Raw genomic sequence first — 15622 nt, 5'->3', positions numbered from 1 at the left:
GGGCTGGCTCGGCGCCAAAAAGAGCCGATCCCCCCTTGCATCCCATCCCCTTCAACCGTAAGGAAATACCATGATTGCGATTAGAACCCTGCTGACCCTGACCCTGCTGCTCGGTGTCGGCTACCCCCTGGCGGTGACCGGGCTGGCCCAGCTGATCTTCCCCTGGCAGGCCAACGGCAGCCAGCTCGTCGACAAGGACAACCGGCCCCTGGGCAGCGCCCTGCTGGCCCAGCAGTTCGAGCGGACGGACTACTTCCACTCCCGCCCCTCCGCCAGCGACTTCACCACGGTCGGCGGTGGCGGCAGCAACCTGGGGGTGAGTGCGCCCCAGCGTCACGACTTTGCCGGGCAGCAGGCCGGGACGGCCAGGGCGCTCTCCCCCAGCCTGCTGACCCGCTCCGGCTCCGGACTGGACCCCCACTTGCCGCTGGATGCGGTGCTGAGCCAGGTGAACCGGGTCGCCCAGGCCAGGGCGCTGGATCCCGCCCGATTGACGGCTCTGGTCAAGTCCCGGGTGGAAGCTGGTATCCTAGGGCCGCAGGTGATCAATATTCTCGAGCTGAACCTGGCACTCGATAAGGAAAAGGATGCGTGATGAGCAGCGGGCCGACGCCCTGTTGGCCAGCCTGGCAGAAGGCAGCAAGGGCAGGCTGAAGGTCTTCCTCGGCGCGGCCCCCGGCGTAGGCAAGACCTACGCCATGTTGCAGGCGGTGCGGGAGCAGGCCAGGGAAGGGACCGACATCCTGATAGGCGTAGTGGAGACCCATGGCCGCCAGGAGACCCTGGCCCTGCTCGACAAGCTGGCCATACTGCCGCGCAAGACCCACCTGCATCGCCAGCAGCGGCTCGACGAGATGGATCTGGATGGCCTGCTCGCCCGCAGACCCGCCATCGCCGTGGTGGACGAGCTGGCCCACAGCAATGCCCCCGGCAGCCGGCACGAGAAGCGCTGGCAGGATGTGCGGGAGCTGCTCGATGCCGGTATCGACGTCTACACCACCCTCAACGTGCAGCACCTGGAGAGCCTCAACGACCTGGTGTGGCAGCTGACCGGGGTCAGGGTCAGGGAGACCCTGCCCGATCGGGTACTGCTGGAGGCCGACAGCCTGGTGCTGATAGACCTGCCCCCCAAGGAGCTGCTCGATCGCCTGCGCGAGGGCAAGGTCTATGTGCCGCAGCAGGCCATGGCCGCCCTGCACTCCTTCTTCTCCCTCAACAATCTGACCGCCCTGCGCGAGCTGGCGATGCAGACCGCCGCCAGCCATGTGGAGGGAGATCTGCAACTGCAGTGGCAGGCGGCGGGCAAGAGCACCCAGCCCCTGCGGGGCAAGCTGATGGTCTGCCTCGGCGAGCAGCATGGTTCGGCCCTGGTGCGCCACGGCCACCGCCTCGCCCAGCGCCGCCAGCTGCCCTGGCTGGTGGTCCATGTGGACAGCCGTGGCCAGCGCTCCGCCGAACTGGAACAGGCCCTGGCCCTGGCCGCCCAGCTGGGGGCCAAGGTGCTGACCCTCTCCAGCCCGGCGGTGGCCGATACCCTGCTGGAGACCGCCGCCCAGCAGCAAGCCTCGCAGCTGCTGCTGGGCAAGCCCCACAAGGCACCCTGGCGCCGCTCCCTGGTGCAGCACCTGATGTCGCGGGCCCGGGGGCTGGAGATAAGCCTGGTGGACACGGGACCCCGGCAGCCTGGTCCCCTGCTGCGCCCATCGCCCCGGGGTCAGCTCAGCCAGAGCCTGCTGGCGGTCGCCATCATGGCGCTCACCTCCGCCATCGCCTGGGGGCTTTCCCACTGGCTGCCCGCCGCTTCCCTGCCGTTGCTGTTCGTGCTCGGGGTGCTGGCCACGGCCCTCACCACCAGCCAGCTGCCGGCGATCCTGGCCGCCATCCTGGGCTTTCTCGCCCACAATCTGCTGTTCACCGTGCCCTACTTCTCTCTGACGGTACACAGCCACAGCGATCTCTTGACCCTGCTGGTGCTGCTCATCGTCGGCATGGCCGCCGGACGACTCGCCTCCCGCCAGCGCCAGCAGCTGATTGGGCTGCGCGAGACCCAGCAGCTCGGCACGGCCCTGCTCTCCCTGAGCCAGGAGCTGGCCAGCGCCAACAGCCCGGAGGAGGTGCTAAGGCAGGGGGCCCAGGCCATCTCCCTGGCCCTGGCCCAACCCGCCTTCGCCATCGACAGTCTCTATCAGGGGCGCGCCGGCCCGGCCCCCTCCCCGCCGGGTCAGACCGACAAGGCGGCCATCGACTGGAGCCTCTCCCGCCAGCAGAGTGCCGGGGCCCATACCGCCACCCTCAATGCCGCCCTGGCCCAGTATCACCCCCTGACCGACGAGCTGGCCCTCGGCATCCTGCTGGCCCAGCCCCTCAGCGCCTCGGCCGAGCACCAGTTGCAGGCTCTCCTCACCGACATCCGCGCCGCCCTGGCCCGCATCGAGCTGAACGAGCGGCTGGCCCAGAGCCAGTGGCAGGCGGAGACGGACAGGATGCGGGCCGCCCTGCTCTCGTCTGTCTCCCATGATCTCAAGACGCCGCTGGCCGCCATCATGGGCGCGGGCAGCACACTGCTCGAATACGGGGATCGAATTGGTCGGGAGGACAGGGACGAGCTGCTCCACTCGGTACAGGAGGAGGCCCAGCGCCTGCACAGCTATGTGCAGAACCTGCTGGACATGACCCGCATCGGCTCCCCCGACTTCCAGCTGAAGCGGGAGTGGGTGGATCTGACCGAGCTGGTGGAGAGCGCCCGCCGCCGGCTGGATGCCTCCTGGCGCCAGCACAGCCTGCTGATCCACCTGGATCAGGCCCCGCCCCGCCTCTATGTCCACGGTGCCCTGCTCGAACAGGTACTGGTCAACATACTCGACAACGCCTCCCGCTATTCGCCGGCGGGCACGCCCATCGAATTTCGCGTCATGCTGGCCGAGCCGGACCTCATCATGGATGTGATCGACATAGGGGTCGGCATCGCCGCCGCGGACAGGGACAAGATCTTCAACCTCTTCTATACCCAACCGGTCGGGGATAGCGGCAGCCGTGGCACCGGCCTTGGCCTCGCCATCTCCCGCGCCATGGTGGAGGCCCACGGTGGCCGCATCTGGGCCTTCGCCGGCCCCAATGGCAACGGCACCTGCATGCGCATCTCCCTGCCGCTGGCCCTCAATGCACCGGGCCCGGAAGAAGAGACAGAAACGAGCGGCTCGGACCCGAGCCCCAGGAGGCCAGATGGCTCATATATTGGTCATTGATGACGAGATCCCGATCCGGCGCTTCCTGCGCATCAGCCTGGTGGCCGAGGGACATCAGGTGAGCGAGGCGGCCAGCGTACAGGAGGGGCTCAGCCAGTATCGCCACCTCAATCCGGATCTGGTCATCCTCGACCTCGGCCTGCCCGACGGCGATGGTCTTGCCGTGTTGCAGGCCATACGGGCCCACCACCCCCACCCTGTGCTGATCCTGTCGGCGCGGGATTCCGAACAGGAGAAGGTGCGCCTGCTGGACGCCGGGGCCAACGACTACATGAGCAAGCCGTTCGGCATTCAGGAAATGATGGCCCGCATCCGGGTGCTCTTGCGCCAGCGGGCCGGGGTCAGCAGCGGCGACCGCCGCCACTTCCCCCACTGCGGCCTGACCCTGGAGATTGGCAGCCACAGGGTGAGTCTGGCAGGAGAGGATATCTCCCTGTCCCGCAAGGAGTTCGCCCTGTTGCAGGCCCTGGTGTGTCACCCGGGCAAGCTGGTGCTGCAGACCCAGTTGCTCACCGAGATCTGGGGCCCCAGTCACAAGGAAGATACCCACTACCTGCGCATCGTCATCGCCAGCCTGCGCAAGAAACTGGGGGATAATCCCCAGCAGCCCTTGCTGATAGAGACGGAGCCCGGCATAGGTTATCGCTTCATCGGCAACTGATGTTTCACGTGGAACGGCGCCGACTGCACCAGAGTGCCAGCAGGCCGCAGCCCGTGATCAGCAGACCGAGATCCTGCAAGCCGGCCGCCACGGCCAGCCCCAGGCCGAGCAGCAGATAATAGGCCAGCCCGAACAGGGCACCTGCGCTGCCCGCCACCTCCCGATAGGCCAGCAGGGCCTGGCTCAGCACATTGGGAATGGCGATGCCAAACGCCACGACCCCCCCCATCATGGGCAGCAGGAACCAGAGCGAATCCTGGCTCGCCCAGACCAGCAGCCCGGCAACCAGTGCAAGCGATGCTGCCAACCGGACCAGGGATGCTGGCGACCATCCCGCCCCCAGCAACCTCCTGTTCAGCAGACTGCCGAGCAGGGTCGCCAGCGCCAGCAAGATCCCCGAATAACCAAACTCGCCGGTGCTCAATCCCAGTCCGGCAAACAGGAAAGGGGCCAGACTGTAGTAGCCAAACAGCATGGTGTTGAACAGGGCGACCAGCAGGGCACTGCGCCAGAGCCCGCCATCTTTCATCATCCGGCACGCCAGCGGCCAGAGCGCAACCCGCAAAGTCGTGGCTGGACGGGTTTCCGGCAGCCACCGACCGGCCACCAGCAGCAATACTGCCGCCAGCACCAGCAGGCCGCTGAAGACCCCGAGATAGCCAAGCCGCTCGGCCAGCAGGCCGCCGCTCACCAACCCCAGCACGGGGCTGAGGGAGAGCGCGATCCCCATCACCGAGAAGACCCGCGCCAGCTCGCCGCCCTGATAGCTGTCGCGCAGCATGGTCTGGGTCACCACGGAACCCACGGCGGCGCCGAAGGCCGAGATGACCCTGGCCAGTAGCAACACCTCGAACTCATTGGCCAACAGCGCCAGCAGGGTGCCGACACCATAGGTGAGCAGACCTGCCAGCATGGCGGGACGCCGCCCGACAAGATCGCAGAGCCTGCCCCAGCAGACCACACCCACCGCAAACGCCAGGAAATAGACCGACAGGGTCTGGGATGCCTGCCCCTCGCTCACCCGAAACTGGCTGGCGATCTGGGTCAGCACCGGGCTGTAGATGGTCTCCACCAGCTGGGGAAACATCATCAATCCCACCATCAGCCAACGGGGTGGCAACTTGTTGTTCATGACCAACCTCCTTCACAAGAGGTCGTCATTCTAGAGAGATGGGCACTGTCTGATTACAATGTGCAGGACTATAAATATCAGAAATCGGACATATGGCCTTTATCCTTCCCGATCACCCTTTCGACCCTGACCAGCAATCGGGTCCCGTGATCGGCATCGCCTCAGCCCTGGGCTGGCACGACTCCGGCCTGCACAGGCACCAGCGCCATCAGCTGCTGTTCGCCCAGGCCGGCTGCATGACGATCGAACTGGGCAACCGGGTCTGCCTGTTGCCGCCCAGCCGGGCGGCCTGGCTGCCGGCGGGCACCCCTCACAGAGTCTTGATGCGCGGGGTGGTGGCCTACCGCTCCCTCTATTTCATGCCAACCCCCACACAGCCGGAGGGAATGCAGGTGATCGCGGTCAATTCGCTGTTGCGGGAGATCATAGAGCGGATGGCGCTCTGGCCCTGGGACAAGCCACAAGCGGAGCAGCGCCGCATGCTGGCGCTGTTCGAGGAGGAGCTGGCGCAAGCGCCGCAGGAATCCTGGCAACTGCCGCTGCCGACGGACACGCGCCTGGGGGTCTGGTTACAGGAGTTGAAACGGGGCGAGGCCCTGCCCGATCGGCTCAACCGGCTGGCCGAGCGGGTGGGTGCCAGTGACAAGACCATAGGCCGCATCTTCATGAAGGAGACCGGCATGGGCTACCAGGCCTGGCGCCAGCAGTGGCGCCTGCTACGGGCCATGGAGCTGCTGGCAGAAGGGGAACCCATCAGCCGGGTCGCTTCTGCCCTGGCGTTCTCCAGCGACAGCGCCTTCATCGCCTTCTTCAAGCAGCATACGGGGCAGACGCCCCTGCGCCACCTCAACTCTCGGGGTGAGTGGCCACCGCGGGACTGGCCTCCACCACCAGGGTATCCAGGGCCAATGGTCTGAGGTTGCTGATGGCCTCGCGCACCAGATCCCGGGACGCTTGCAACTGCTGCTCCCGGATCTCCTGGTGCAGGCTGGCCAGATCCAGTTCGGGTCGGCTGGTCTCATCGGCCATGGCGGTCAGACTCAGGGTGCTCAATATCAGGGTGGCGATCAGGTGCTTCATCTTGCATTCTCCGGTGGTTATCCCTATGACTCCCTGACTATTCCAATAGTCATGCCAAAATCACAAAGCACTGATATAAAACACATTTATTTAAAACCATGATAAAAATAGCCAAGCGAGACTAATCATGGGTGCTGCTTTACACCAATAAATGGTGAATTTAGCCATGGCATCCATGGGATGTTCGTTCCACGTGGAACAAGGGATATTTTTCATCGACACCCGCTTTTGAACTGAGCTAAGGTGCTACATCCCCGTTACATACTCTGGATGCATTACCGAATGGAATTTTCCTTGTTCGGCGAGAAGTTCACTCGCCACGCCGGCATTACCCAACTCATGGATGACCTCAATCAGGGGCTGCTCAATCCGGACGCCATCATGCTGGGCGGCGGCAACCCGGCCCCCATTCCTGCCATGCTTGAGCGTTTTCACAGCGAGGCCAGGCAACTGCTCGACAACGGGGAACTGATCAAGGCCATGGCCAACTACGATGGCCCCCAGGGCAAGGACAGGTTCACCAGGGCCCTGGCCGCCCTGCTCAGCAAGGAGCTGGGCTGGGATATCACGGCTCGCAATATCGCCCTGACCAACGGCAGCCAGAATGCCTTCTTCTATCTGTTCAACCTGCTGGCGGGCGAGTTCGCCGACGGCCGCAAGAAGAAGGTGCTCTTCCCCCTGGCTCCCGAATACATCGGCTATGCCGACTCGGCCCTCTCGGACGATCACTTCGTCGCCTACAAGCCCACCATAGAGAAGCTGGCCGACGGCCAGTTCAAATACCATGTGGATTTCGAGAGTCTGGAGGTGGGTGACGACATAGGGGTGATCTGCGTCTCCCGCCCCACCAATCCCACTGGCAACGTACTCACCGATGAAGAGATAGAGCATCTGGATCAGATCGCCCGCGACAAGGGGATACCGCTGCTCATCGACAACGCCTATGGCGTGCCCTTCCCCGGCATCATCTTCAGCGAAGCCAAGCCGTTCTGGAACGCCAACACCATCCTCTGCATGAGCCTCTCCAAACTGGGACTGCCGGGCACTCGCTGCGGCATCGTCATCGCCGACGAGAAGATAGTCCAGGCCATCACCAACCTGAGCGGCATCATCAACCTGGCGCCGGGCAGCCTGGGGCCTGCCATCACCATCCCCATGATAGAGAGCGGCGACATCATTACCCTGAGCGAACAGGTGGTGAAACCCTTCTACCAGCAGAAGGCCAACTTCGCCGTCCAGCTGCTGCGGGACGCCATTCCCGACCCGCGCTTCCACATCCACAAGCCGGAGGGTGCCCTCTTCCTCTGGCTCTGGTTCGAAGGCCTGCCGATCCACTGTCAGGCGCTCTACGAGCGGTTGAAGGCGAAGAACCTGCTGATAGTGCCGGGTCACTACTTCTTCCCCGGCATCGACGACCCCGAGTGGCGCCACAGCCAGGAGTGCATCCGCCTCAACTACGCCCAGAGCGAAGATCTGGTGCGGCGCGGTGTGGCCATACTGGCGGACGAGATCAACGCCCTCTACGCTGGCTGACCCAATCCGGCGATGCAAAAACAGAGAGGCCTGCGATGCAGGCCTCTCTTCTCTCTATGGACTATGGGGCTGTCTGCCGTCTGGCTTAGCCGGGCAGCGCCAGCTGATCGGGCTTGCCGATGGGGATGGCGCGGGGCTTGAGCGCCTCCGGCAGTTCCCGGGCCAGCTCTATGGTCAGCAGACCATGCTCCAGTCTGGCCCCCTGCACTTCCACGTGCTGGCTCAGCTTGAAGGCGAGCTCGAAGTCGCGCTCGGCGATCCCCTGATGGAGGAACTGACGCTCACCGGCCGCAGCGTCCTTGCGCCCCTTCACCTTGAGGGTGCCGTTCTCGGTCTCCAGCTCCAGCTCGTCGCGCTCGAAGCCAGCCACGGCGACCGTGATGCGATAGCCATCCTGATCGCGCTTTTCGATGTTGTACGGGGGGTAAGCTGTGGTCTTCTGATCGAACAGACCTTCCAGCTCGCGGGCCATCCGCTCGAAGCCGACGGCATTGGAAGAGAGGTGAGAAAAATCGAGGTTACGCATGATCCTATCCTTCTAACAAGCAACAGGTTTGACTCTCCACAGGCCCGTCATCGGCACCTGGGAAACTTGAAAATCGCTGTGAGTTCAGGCTGTCAGCCGTTGATCTCGATCTTGCGGGGCTTCATCGCCTCGGGCACTTCACGGGCCAGATCGATGTGCAGCAGACCATTCTTGAGATCGGCCCCCTTCACCCGCACATAATCGGCCAGCTGGAAGCGACGCTCGAAACCGCGCTCGGCTATGCCTTGATAGAGATAGTGGCGCTCGGTGTCAGCCTGCTTGTTGCCCTTCACCGTCAGCAGATTTTCCTGGAAGCTCAGCTCCAGCTCTTCCTGGGTAAAGCCCGCCACCGCCATGCTGATACGGTAGTCGTTGTCACCCAGCTGCTCGATGTTGTAGGGGGGATAACCGGCATTGCCATTGCTGGCCGCAGATTCGATGAGATTGGCCAGACGATCGAAACCAATGGCAGAACGATAGAGCGGAGAAAAGTCGATAGAACGCATAGTATTACCCTCTTGTGAGCGATAACGGATTGTTTGCCCTCCATATGGACGGGCGCCTGGTCGAAACCTCTGTCGAGCGTTCCGGCCTTGTTACCTATATAGGGGCTCACTTTTTCCTTTCAAGGGAAAAAATGAAAGAAATTTTTGGTCGCCCGTCAGCGTCGAAAATGGCCCGATTAGCATGATATTCGGCCCGAGGGCCACTCATTCCTCGATCCGCTGCGCGCCATACTGGTTGTCCCCCAACCAGAGACCGGAGCACACCATGCAAGTAACCCAGGTTCGCAATGCCACCCTGCTCATCCACTACGCCGGCACCCGCTTCCTCATCGACCCCATGCTGGCCCCCAAGGGGAGCTACCCCGGCTTCGAAGGCATGGCCAACAGCCATCTTCGCAACCCCCTGGTCGAACTGCCCCTGCCCATGGCGGAGATCCTCGATGTGGATGCGGTGATAGTGACCCATGATCACCTCGACCACTGGGACCCGGCCGCTCAGCAGCAGGTCCCCAAACACCTCCCGCTGTTTGTGCAGCATCAGGAAGATGCCGACACCATGAGGGGATGCGGCTTCGAGGATGTGCGCCTGCTGGGCGAGGTCGGCGAGTTCGCCGGCATCCGCCTGCAACAGACGGAAGGCCGGCACGGCAGCGATACCATCATGGCCCTGCTGGGGGATCGCCTTGGCGAGGTCAGCGGAGTGGTTTTCTCCCATCCCGCCGAAAAGACCCTCTATCTGGCCGGCGACACCGTCTGGAATGCCCAGGTTGAACAAGCGCTGCACCGGCACCAACCCGAGGTCGTCGTCCTCAACTGCGGCAATGCCCAGGTGACAGGTCTGGGCGCCATCATCATGGGCAAGGAGGATGTGGCCGCCGTCTATCAGGCTGCGCCACAGGCCACCCTGATCGCCAGTCACATGGAGGCGGTCAATCATGCCCTGCTGACAAGGCGCGAGCTGCGCGACTACCTCGGCAAACAGGGGATGGCAACGCGGGTACTGGTGCCCGAGGATGGCGAGTCCATCACCCTCTGATCGAGCGGGCCATGTGACCACATGACCCTTCGGCTTTCTGTTGCCGTCCCTTATCATGGGGAGCCGAGTGCAAAGGAGTCTGCTACTATGCCCAATCCCATCGTCGTCGCCGTCATCACCTTCGATCACTTCAGCCCCTTTCACTGCGCCGTGCCCTGCCTCATCTTCGGCGACACCATGATGCCTGGCGCCTCCCTGTTCGAACTCAGGCTCTGCGCCGGCGACGCCACCCGCCAACCCGGTTCCGCCCAGGGCTTTCGCATCGACGCCAGCCACGGGCTGGAAGGATTGATCGGGGCGGGCATCGTCATCATCCCCTTCTGGCGCGATCCGGCCGAGCGACCGGCCCAGCCCCTGCTCGATGCCCTGGTTGCCGCCCGAAGCAGGGGCGCCCAGATAGTGGGGCTCTGTCTGGGCACCTATGTGCTGGCCTATGCCGGTCTGCTGGAGGGACGCAGGGCCTCGACCCACTGGGAGTTCGAACAGGACTTCATGGGCCGCTTTCCCGCCGTGCGGCTCGATACCAATGCCCTCTACGTGGACGATGAGGGTCTGATCACCTCGGCCGGCACCGCCGCCGGGCTGGACTGCTGCCTCTACCTGGTGCGCGAGCACCATGGCAGCCGGATCGCCAACAAGCTGGCCAGGCGGCTGGTGGTGCCACCCCATAGAGACGGGGGCCAGGCCCAGTTCATCGAGCAGCCGGTGCCCGCCTCCACCCGGGATGCCAGGATCAACCAGCTGTTCGATCACCTGCGCATGCACCTGGCCGAGCCCCACAGCCTGGACGCATTGGCAGAGCACTGCCTGATGAGCCGGCGCACCTTCACCCGTCGCTTCCAGCAGGCGACCGGCCTCTCCGTCGGGGAGTGGTTGCTGGCGGAGCGCCTCAGGCGCAGCCAGGAGTTGCTGGAGACGAGCGGCCATTCCATGGATCGCATCGCCGAGCTGGTGGGGCTGAAGACGGCCGCCATACTGCGCCAGCATTTTCGCGCCCGTTTCGGGGTATCTCCGAGTGAATGGCGCCGCTCTTTTCGTGGCGACCACGCCTGATGCCCCCTGTACCAGATAAACCCGCTATGGCAGGCTAAACCAGAAAGACTCAGGAGTCATACCATGTCCCGTTCCGAACGCCTGCTGGCCCTGCTCCAGCTGCTGCGCGGCCACCGCTACGCCATCACGGGCTCCGAACTGGCCAGCCAGCTTGGCATCAGCCTGCGCACCCTCTATCGGGATATCGCCACCCTGCAAGGGCAAGGTGCCCATATCGAGGGAGAACCGGGTATCGGTTATGTGCTGCGCCCCGGCTTCACGTTGCCGCCACTGATGTTCAGCGAGGAGGAGCTGGATGCGCTGGTGCTGGGGTCGCGCTGGGTCGTCGCGCACGGTGACGGCGCCTTGAGTGCATCGGCCAGCAGCGCGCTGGCCAAGATAGAAGCCGTGCTGCCCGCCGACTATCGCCAGCAGCTTCAGAGCAATGCCCTGCTGATCGGCACCTCCCGCAGCGACGGCCTCACAGATGAAGCGCCGCTGCGCAGCGCCATCCGCCGGCAGCGCAAGGTGACCCTCAGCTATCGGGATCTCAAGGAAGATAGTTCGGAACGCACCGTCTGGCCCTTCGCTCTTGGCTACTTCGAGCAGGTACGAGTCCTGGTCGCCTGGTGCGAGCTGCGTCAGGGCTTTCGCCACTTTCGGGTCGATCGCATCACCCGGATGCAGCCAGAGGAGAGCCGCTATCCCAAAAGCAGGGAGAGCCTGCTGAAAGCGTGGCGCACCACCCAGCAGATCCCGCAACCCAGATTCATTGCTGACAGAAACTGACAGCAGGTAGCGCCATGCTGACGGGGTCGGCGCCGATGCGCCCTCCCCAAATCAAGGAGCATCACCATGTTGTCAGTCCCACCGTTCACCATCCTCTATGTCACCGACCCGGCCAGCAGCGTCCACTTCTACCGCGAGCTGTTCGGTCGCCCGCCGGTGGAGGAGTCCCCTGCCTTCGCCATGTTCGTGTTCGAGTCGGGAGCAAAGCTGGCGATCTGGTCCAGTGCCACCGTCGAGCCCGCCGTGACCCAGGGTGCCGGCGCCATGGAGCTGGCCTTCCCCCTGCCCGACGAGGCCAGCGTCGATACGGGTCTGGCGAAGTGGCAGGCTCGCGGCCTGACCATAGTGCAGCAGCCGACCCGGATGGCGTTTGGCTACACCGCCATGGCGCTGGATCCCGATGGCCATCGCCTGCGTCTCTACTGCCTGGCACCGGAACTGGGCTGAGTCGCTACCATCAACATCAAGGCGGTTTCATGTTTCACGTGGAACATGCCATCTCCCCGCCCCTGACAATAAAAAAGCCGCTCACAAGGAGCGGCTTTCTGCTGTCTGACTGCGTCGATTAGACGTCGAGGTTGGCGACCCGCAGGGCGTTGGTCTCGATAAAGTCGCGACGTGGCTCTACGGCATCCCCCATCAGGGTGGAGAAGAGCTGGTCGGCACCGACGGCGTCTTCGATGGTGACTCGCAGCATGCGGCGGGCCTCCGGATCCATGGTGGTTTCCCACAGCTGATCCGGGTTCATCTCCCCCAGCCCTTTATAACGCTGGATGTAGATGCCGCGCTTGCCTTCGCCCATCAGCCAGTCGACCGCCTCGACGAAGCTGGCCACCGGCTTCACCTTCTCGCCGCGCTTGATGTAGCCGCCTTCCTCGATCAGGTTGGCGATCTCCTTGCCCAGGGAGACCAGCTGGCGGTACTCGTTGGACTGCAGGAAGTCGTAGCTGATCGGATACTCGCGATCGACACCGTGCTGACGCACCACGGCGTGGGGCACAAACAGGCTGCGCTCCTCGTCGCGACGGATCTGGATCTGGTACTGGATGCCGTGGTTGCTCTCGTTGAGCACGGCCTCCATGCCCTGGCACCAGGCCTGCAGTTCGCTCTCGCTGGCCAGCAGGGTTTCGTTCAACTCGGGCTGATAGATCAGCTGGGTCAAGACGGCATCCGGGGCACGGCGAGACATGCGGGTGATCAGGTGAGACACGGCACGGTGCTGGTTGACCAGACGCTCCAGCGCCTCGCCACCGATGGCAGGAGCCGACTCGTTGACATGCAGGGTGGCACCGTCCAGCGCCATGGCGGTCTGGTATTGCAGCAGCGCATCTTCGTCTTTCAGATACTGCTCCTGCTTGCCTTTCTTGACCTTGTAGAGCGGCGGCTGGGCGATGAAGACATAGCCACGCTCGATGATCTCGGGCATCTGACGGTAGAAGAAGGTCAGCAGCAGGGTACGGATGTGCGCACCATCCACGTCCGCATCCGTCATGATGATGATGTTGTGATAACGCAGCTTGTCCGGGTTGTACTCGTCACGACCGATGCCACAACCCAGTGCCGTGATCAGGGTGCCCACCTCCTGGGAGGAGATCATCTTGTCGAAACGGGCCTTCTCCACGTTCAGGATCTTGCCCTTGAGCGGCAGTATGGCCTGGTTCTTGCGGTTGCGACCCTGCTTGGCGGAACCGCCAGCAGAGTCCCCTTCCACTATGTAGAGTTCGGACAGCGCCGGGTCTTTCTCCTGACAGTCCGCCAGCTTGCCGGGCAGACCTGCGATATCCAGCGCCCCCTTGCGACGGGTCAGTTCGCGCGCCTTGCGGGCTGCTTCGCGGGCACGGGCTGCATCGATGATCTTGTTGACCACTATCTTGGCGTCGCCCGGGTTCTCCAGCAGGAAATCCGCCAGCTTCTCGCCCATCGCCTGTTCCACGGCCGTCTTCACTTCGGAAGAGACCAGCTTGTCCTTGGTCTGGGAGGAGAACTTGGGATCCGGCACCTTGACCGAGATAACGGCAATCAGACCTTCACGGACATCATCACCACTGGCGGCGGACTTGGCCTTCTTGCTGTAGTCCTCCTTGTCCATGTAGGTGTTGAGGGTGCGGGTCAGCGCGGTACGGAAGCCCACCAGGTGGGTGCCGCCATCCCGCTGGGGGATGTTGTTGGTGAAGCAGTAGACCCCTTCCTGGTAGGCGTCGTTCCACTGCATGGCGACTTCGACACCGATGCCGTCCTGCTCGGTGGTGAAGTGGAACACCTTGGGATGGATCGGCGTCTTGTTCTGGTTCAGGTATTCGACGAATGCCTTGATGCCGCCCTCGTAGCAGAAATGCACCTCGCGGCCATCCCGCTCGTCTTCGAGACGAATGGAGACGCCGGAGTTGAGGAAGGAGAGCTCGCGCAGGCGCTTGGCCAGGATATCGTAGTGAAACAGGGTGTCGCTGAAGATGGTCGAGCTCGGCCAGAAGCGCACTTCGGTACCCGTGCCGCTGCTGCTGTCGCCAATCTGCTTGAGGGGAGCCTGGGGTTCGCCCAGGTGATAGGTCTGCTCGTAGACATGGCCATTGCGACGAATGGTCAGCAGCAGCTTGTCGGACAGGGCGTTCACCACCGAGACGCCCACACCGTGCAGGCCGCCGGACACCTTGTAGGAGTTGTCGTCGAACTTGCCGCCGGCGTGCAGCACCGTCATGATGACTTCGGCGGCGGAACGGCCCTCTTCCGGGTGGATGTCGACCGGGATGCCCCGGCCGTTGTCACGTACCGAGACGGAGCCATCGGAATGGATCTTGACCTGGATATCGGAACAGTAGCCAGCCAGAGCCTCGTCAATGGAGTTATCGACGACCTCGAACACCATGTGGTGCAGACCCGAGCCATCATCCGTATCGCCGATATACATCCCCGGGCGCTTGCGGACCGCATCCAGCCCCTTCAGCACCTTGATATTCGAGGAGTCGTAACTATTTTCACTCATAGCTTACTCTCTGCCTTCTCTAGCGTTTCGGAGATCTTGCCTTGTTCCACGTGGAACAACTTGCAGTCATTCGCATCCATCATGTCTGCGAGCTGACCGGTATCGATGGCGGTGATAAACACCTGGGTCGCACATTGCTTCAGGCGGTTGGCCAACAGGCGACGCTTGTCGATATCCAGTTCAGAGGCAAAATCGTCAATTAAAAAAATACAGCCACGGCTGCTCTGTTGATTCAAATAGAGCCCTTGGGCCAGTCGCATGGCACAGACCAGCAACTTCAACTGACCCCGGGACAGAATATCCTGTGCCGGCACACCGTTCGCCTTGAGGCGCACATCGGCCTTCTGGGGGCCGACACCGGTATAACCCAGGTTCTGATCCCGTTCGAACCCCGCCTCCAGCAAATCGCCGAGAGGGGTGTCCTTCTCCCAGCCCCGATAGAAACCGAGACTGATGTCGAATTCCGGTAGAAAATCCGCCGTCATCTCCTGGATGAGTGGCGTAATGGCCTGACAATACTTGGCGCGAAAGTCTGCCAATTCACCACCCAGCCTTGCCAGCTCCTGATCCCAGAACGCCAGCTGACGATACTGGGTCGCCGTGCGTAGCAAGGCATTGCGCTGTTTCAGCAGCCGCCGCACCCGCCCCCACAGGGAGAAGAAGGTCGGCTCCTGATGAAACACGCCCCAGTCGAGCCAGGCGCGACGCGGTTGGGGACCTCCGGTCAGCAGGTCGAAGCCATCGGGGTGGATCAACTGCACCGGCAACAGCTCGGCGAGATCCGCCAGACGCTGGGCCTGGGCCCCGGCAATCTTGAGCTGGGTGTCGCCATTCTTCTCCTTGGCGAGGCCGATGGGAACCGTACGCCCCTCGAGCTCGCACTGGGCGAACAGGACAAATCCCTTCTCGCCCTGGCGAACGACTCTCCCGGTAAGATGAGTGCGAAAGGAGCGGCCCAGGCCAAGGTAGTGAATGGCTTCCAGCACGCTGGTCTTGCCGCTGCCATTGCTGCCCACCAGGATGTTGAGGCCGGGCGACAGCTGCAGGCTGGCGTGCTGGATGTTGCGAAAGTCGTTGAGCTGGAGTTTGACCAGGGACACGA

At 63.2% G+C, this 15622-nt stretch carries 14 protein-coding genes and 1 pseudogene; 9 read left to right on the top strand and 6 right to left on the bottom strand.

Features of this window, described 5'->3' with window-relative positions:
• Nucleotides 1-70 precede the first annotated feature (70 nt).
• The 3 genes and pseudogenes from ACEUCR_RS15665 (at nt 71) to ACEUCR_RS15655 (ending at nt 3906) form a co-directional block, all read left to right on the top strand.
• Complete coding sequence (locus ACEUCR_RS15665) at nt 71-595, top strand: potassium-transporting ATPase subunit C (protein WP_408760488.1); 525 nt, start codon at nt 71-73, stop codon at nt 593-595.
• Nucleotides 588-3167 (top strand): annotated as a pseudogene (locus tag ACEUCR_RS15660) (DUF4118 domain-containing protein); the annotation flags it as partial. The gene ACEUCR_RS15665 and the pseudogene ACEUCR_RS15660, both read left to right, overlap by 8 nt.
• Nucleotides 3168-3222: 55 nt before the next feature.
• Entirely contained in the window at nt 3223-3906 is a 684-nt protein-coding gene (locus ACEUCR_RS15655) for a response regulator (protein WP_042000316.1), read from the top strand.
• 4 nt (nt 3907-3910) lie between these two features.
• On the opposite strand, the gene ACEUCR_RS15650 is transcribed toward ACEUCR_RS15655, so the two are convergent.
• Entirely contained in the window at nt 3911-5038 is a 1128-nt protein-coding gene (locus tag ACEUCR_RS15650; RefSeq protein WP_408791332.1) for a multidrug effflux MFS transporter, read from the bottom strand.
• A gap of 92 nt (nt 5039-5130) precedes the next feature.
• Here ACEUCR_RS15650 and ACEUCR_RS15645 point away from each other — a divergent pair, with 92 nt between their 5' ends.
• A complete protein-coding gene (locus tag ACEUCR_RS15645) occupies nt 5131-5955 on the top strand; it encodes an AraC family transcriptional regulator (protein WP_408791330.1) in 825 nt (274 codons plus the stop codon).
• Here the strand turns inward: ACEUCR_RS15645 and ACEUCR_RS15640 are convergent.
• Nucleotides 5885-6118, bottom strand: coding sequence for a hypothetical protein (locus tag ACEUCR_RS15640; RefSeq protein ID WP_392443747.1), 234 nt, complete (start codon nt 6116-6118; stop codon nt 5885-5887). The two genes, ACEUCR_RS15645 and ACEUCR_RS15640, sit on opposite strands and share 71 nt — an antisense overlap.
• A gap of 282 nt (nt 6119-6400) precedes the next feature.
• Between ACEUCR_RS15640 and ACEUCR_RS15635 the strand changes: the two genes are divergently transcribed.
• On the top strand, nt 6401-7651 hold the full coding sequence (locus tag ACEUCR_RS15635) for a valine--pyruvate transaminase (protein WP_408791329.1): 1251 nt from the start codon (nt 6401-6403) through the stop codon (nt 7649-7651).
• 85 nt (nt 7652-7736) lie between these two features.
• Here the strand turns inward: ACEUCR_RS15635 and ACEUCR_RS15630 are convergent, their stop codons facing one another.
• Together ACEUCR_RS15630 and ACEUCR_RS15625 are read right to left on the bottom strand one after the other, a co-directional pair.
• Complete coding sequence (locus ACEUCR_RS15630) at nt 7737-8177, bottom strand: Hsp20 family protein (protein ID WP_042000329.1); 441 nt, start codon at nt 8175-8177, stop codon at nt 7737-7739.
• A 92-nt stretch (nt 8178-8269) separates the two neighbouring features.
• Entirely contained in the window at nt 8270-8683 is a 414-nt protein-coding gene (locus tag ACEUCR_RS15625) for an Hsp20 family protein (RefSeq protein ID WP_025325189.1), read from the bottom strand.
• 265 nt (nt 8684-8948) lie between these two features.
• Here ACEUCR_RS15625 and ACEUCR_RS15620 point away from each other — a divergent pair, with 265 nt between their 5' ends.
• The 4 genes from ACEUCR_RS15620 to ACEUCR_RS15605 all read left to right on the top strand — a co-directional run bounded on the left by ACEUCR_RS15620 (nt 8949) and on the right by ACEUCR_RS15605 (nt 11987).
• On the top strand, nt 8949-9719 hold the full coding sequence (locus tag ACEUCR_RS15620) for an MBL fold metallo-hydrolase (RefSeq protein WP_408791327.1): 771 nt from the start codon (nt 8949-8951) through the stop codon (nt 9717-9719).
• Between the two features lie 87 nt (nt 9720-9806).
• Nucleotides 9807-10772, top strand: coding sequence for a GlxA family transcriptional regulator (locus ACEUCR_RS15615; protein WP_408791325.1), 966 nt, complete (start codon nt 9807-9809; stop codon nt 10770-10772).
• A gap of 63 nt (nt 10773-10835) precedes the next feature.
• On the top strand, nt 10836-11540 hold the full coding sequence (locus ACEUCR_RS15610) for a helix-turn-helix transcriptional regulator (RefSeq protein WP_408791323.1): 705 nt from the start codon (nt 10836-10838) through the stop codon (nt 11538-11540).
• A 69-nt stretch (nt 11541-11609) separates the two neighbouring features.
• Nucleotides 11610-11987, top strand: coding sequence for a VOC family protein (locus ACEUCR_RS15605; RefSeq protein WP_111874442.1), 378 nt, complete (start codon nt 11610-11612; stop codon nt 11985-11987).
• A gap of 118 nt (nt 11988-12105) precedes the next feature.
• On the opposite strand, the gene gyrB is transcribed toward ACEUCR_RS15605, so the two are convergent.
• Entirely contained in the window at nt 12106-14520 is a 2415-nt protein-coding gene (gyrB, locus tag ACEUCR_RS15600; RefSeq protein WP_042000344.1) for a DNA topoisomerase (ATP-hydrolyzing) subunit B, read from the bottom strand.
• Nucleotides 14517-15620, bottom strand: a complete 1104-nt coding sequence (gene recF, locus ACEUCR_RS15595; protein WP_408747948.1) for a DNA replication/repair protein RecF — start codon at nt 15618-15620, stop codon at nt 14517-14519. The genes gyrB and recF overlap by 4 nt, the downstream gene beginning before the upstream one ends.
• Nucleotides 15621-15622: the final 2 nt, after the last annotated feature.

It is taken from the genome of Aeromonas bivalvium (assembly GCF_046078285.1).
Lineage (GTDB): Bacteria > Pseudomonadota > Gammaproteobacteria > Enterobacterales > Aeromonadaceae > Aeromonas > Aeromonas bivalvium.
The sequence above is the reverse complement of the archived record's forward strand: the minus strand, read 5'-3'. Positions and strand labels throughout refer to the sequence as shown.

Excerpts from the sequence above, each read along its gene's own strand:
- ACEUCR_RS15665 (WP_408760488.1), top strand. The coding sequence starts at position 71 with ATGATTGCGATTAGAACCCTGCTGACCCTGACCCTGCTGCTCGGTGTC.
- ACEUCR_RS15655 (WP_042000316.1), top strand. The coding sequence starts at position 3,223 with ATGGCTCATATATTGGTCATTGATGACGAGATCCCGATCCGGCGCTTC.
- ACEUCR_RS15650 (WP_408791332.1), bottom strand. The coding sequence starts at position 5,038 with ATGAACAACAAGTTGCCACCCCGTTGGCTGATGGTGGGATTGATGATG.
- ACEUCR_RS15645 (WP_408791330.1), top strand. The coding sequence starts at position 5,131 with ATGGCCTTTATCCTTCCCGATCACCCTTTCGACCCTGACCAGCAATCG.
- ACEUCR_RS15640 (WP_392443747.1), bottom strand. The coding sequence starts at position 6,118 with ATGAAGCACCTGATCGCCACCCTGATATTGAGCACCCTGAGTCTGACC.
- ACEUCR_RS15635 (WP_408791329.1), top strand. The coding sequence starts at position 6,401 with ATGGAATTTTCCTTGTTCGGCGAGAAGTTCACTCGCCACGCCGGCATT.
- ACEUCR_RS15630 (WP_042000329.1), bottom strand. The coding sequence starts at position 8,177 with ATGCGTAACCTCGATTTTTCTCACCTCTCTTCCAATGCCGTCGGCTTC.
- ACEUCR_RS15625 (WP_025325189.1), bottom strand. The coding sequence starts at position 8,683 with ATGCGTTCTATCGACTTTTCTCCGCTCTATCGTTCTGCCATTGGTTTC.
- ACEUCR_RS15620 (WP_408791327.1), top strand. The coding sequence starts at position 8,949 with ATGCAAGTAACCCAGGTTCGCAATGCCACCCTGCTCATCCACTACGCC.
- ACEUCR_RS15615 (WP_408791325.1), top strand. The coding sequence starts at position 9,807 with ATGCCCAATCCCATCGTCGTCGCCGTCATCACCTTCGATCACTTCAGC.
- ACEUCR_RS15610 (WP_408791323.1), top strand. The coding sequence starts at position 10,836 with ATGTCCCGTTCCGAACGCCTGCTGGCCCTGCTCCAGCTGCTGCGCGGC.
- gyrB (WP_042000344.1), bottom strand. The coding sequence starts at position 14,520 with ATGAGTGAAAATAGTTACGACTCCTCGAATATCAAGGTGCTGAAGGGG.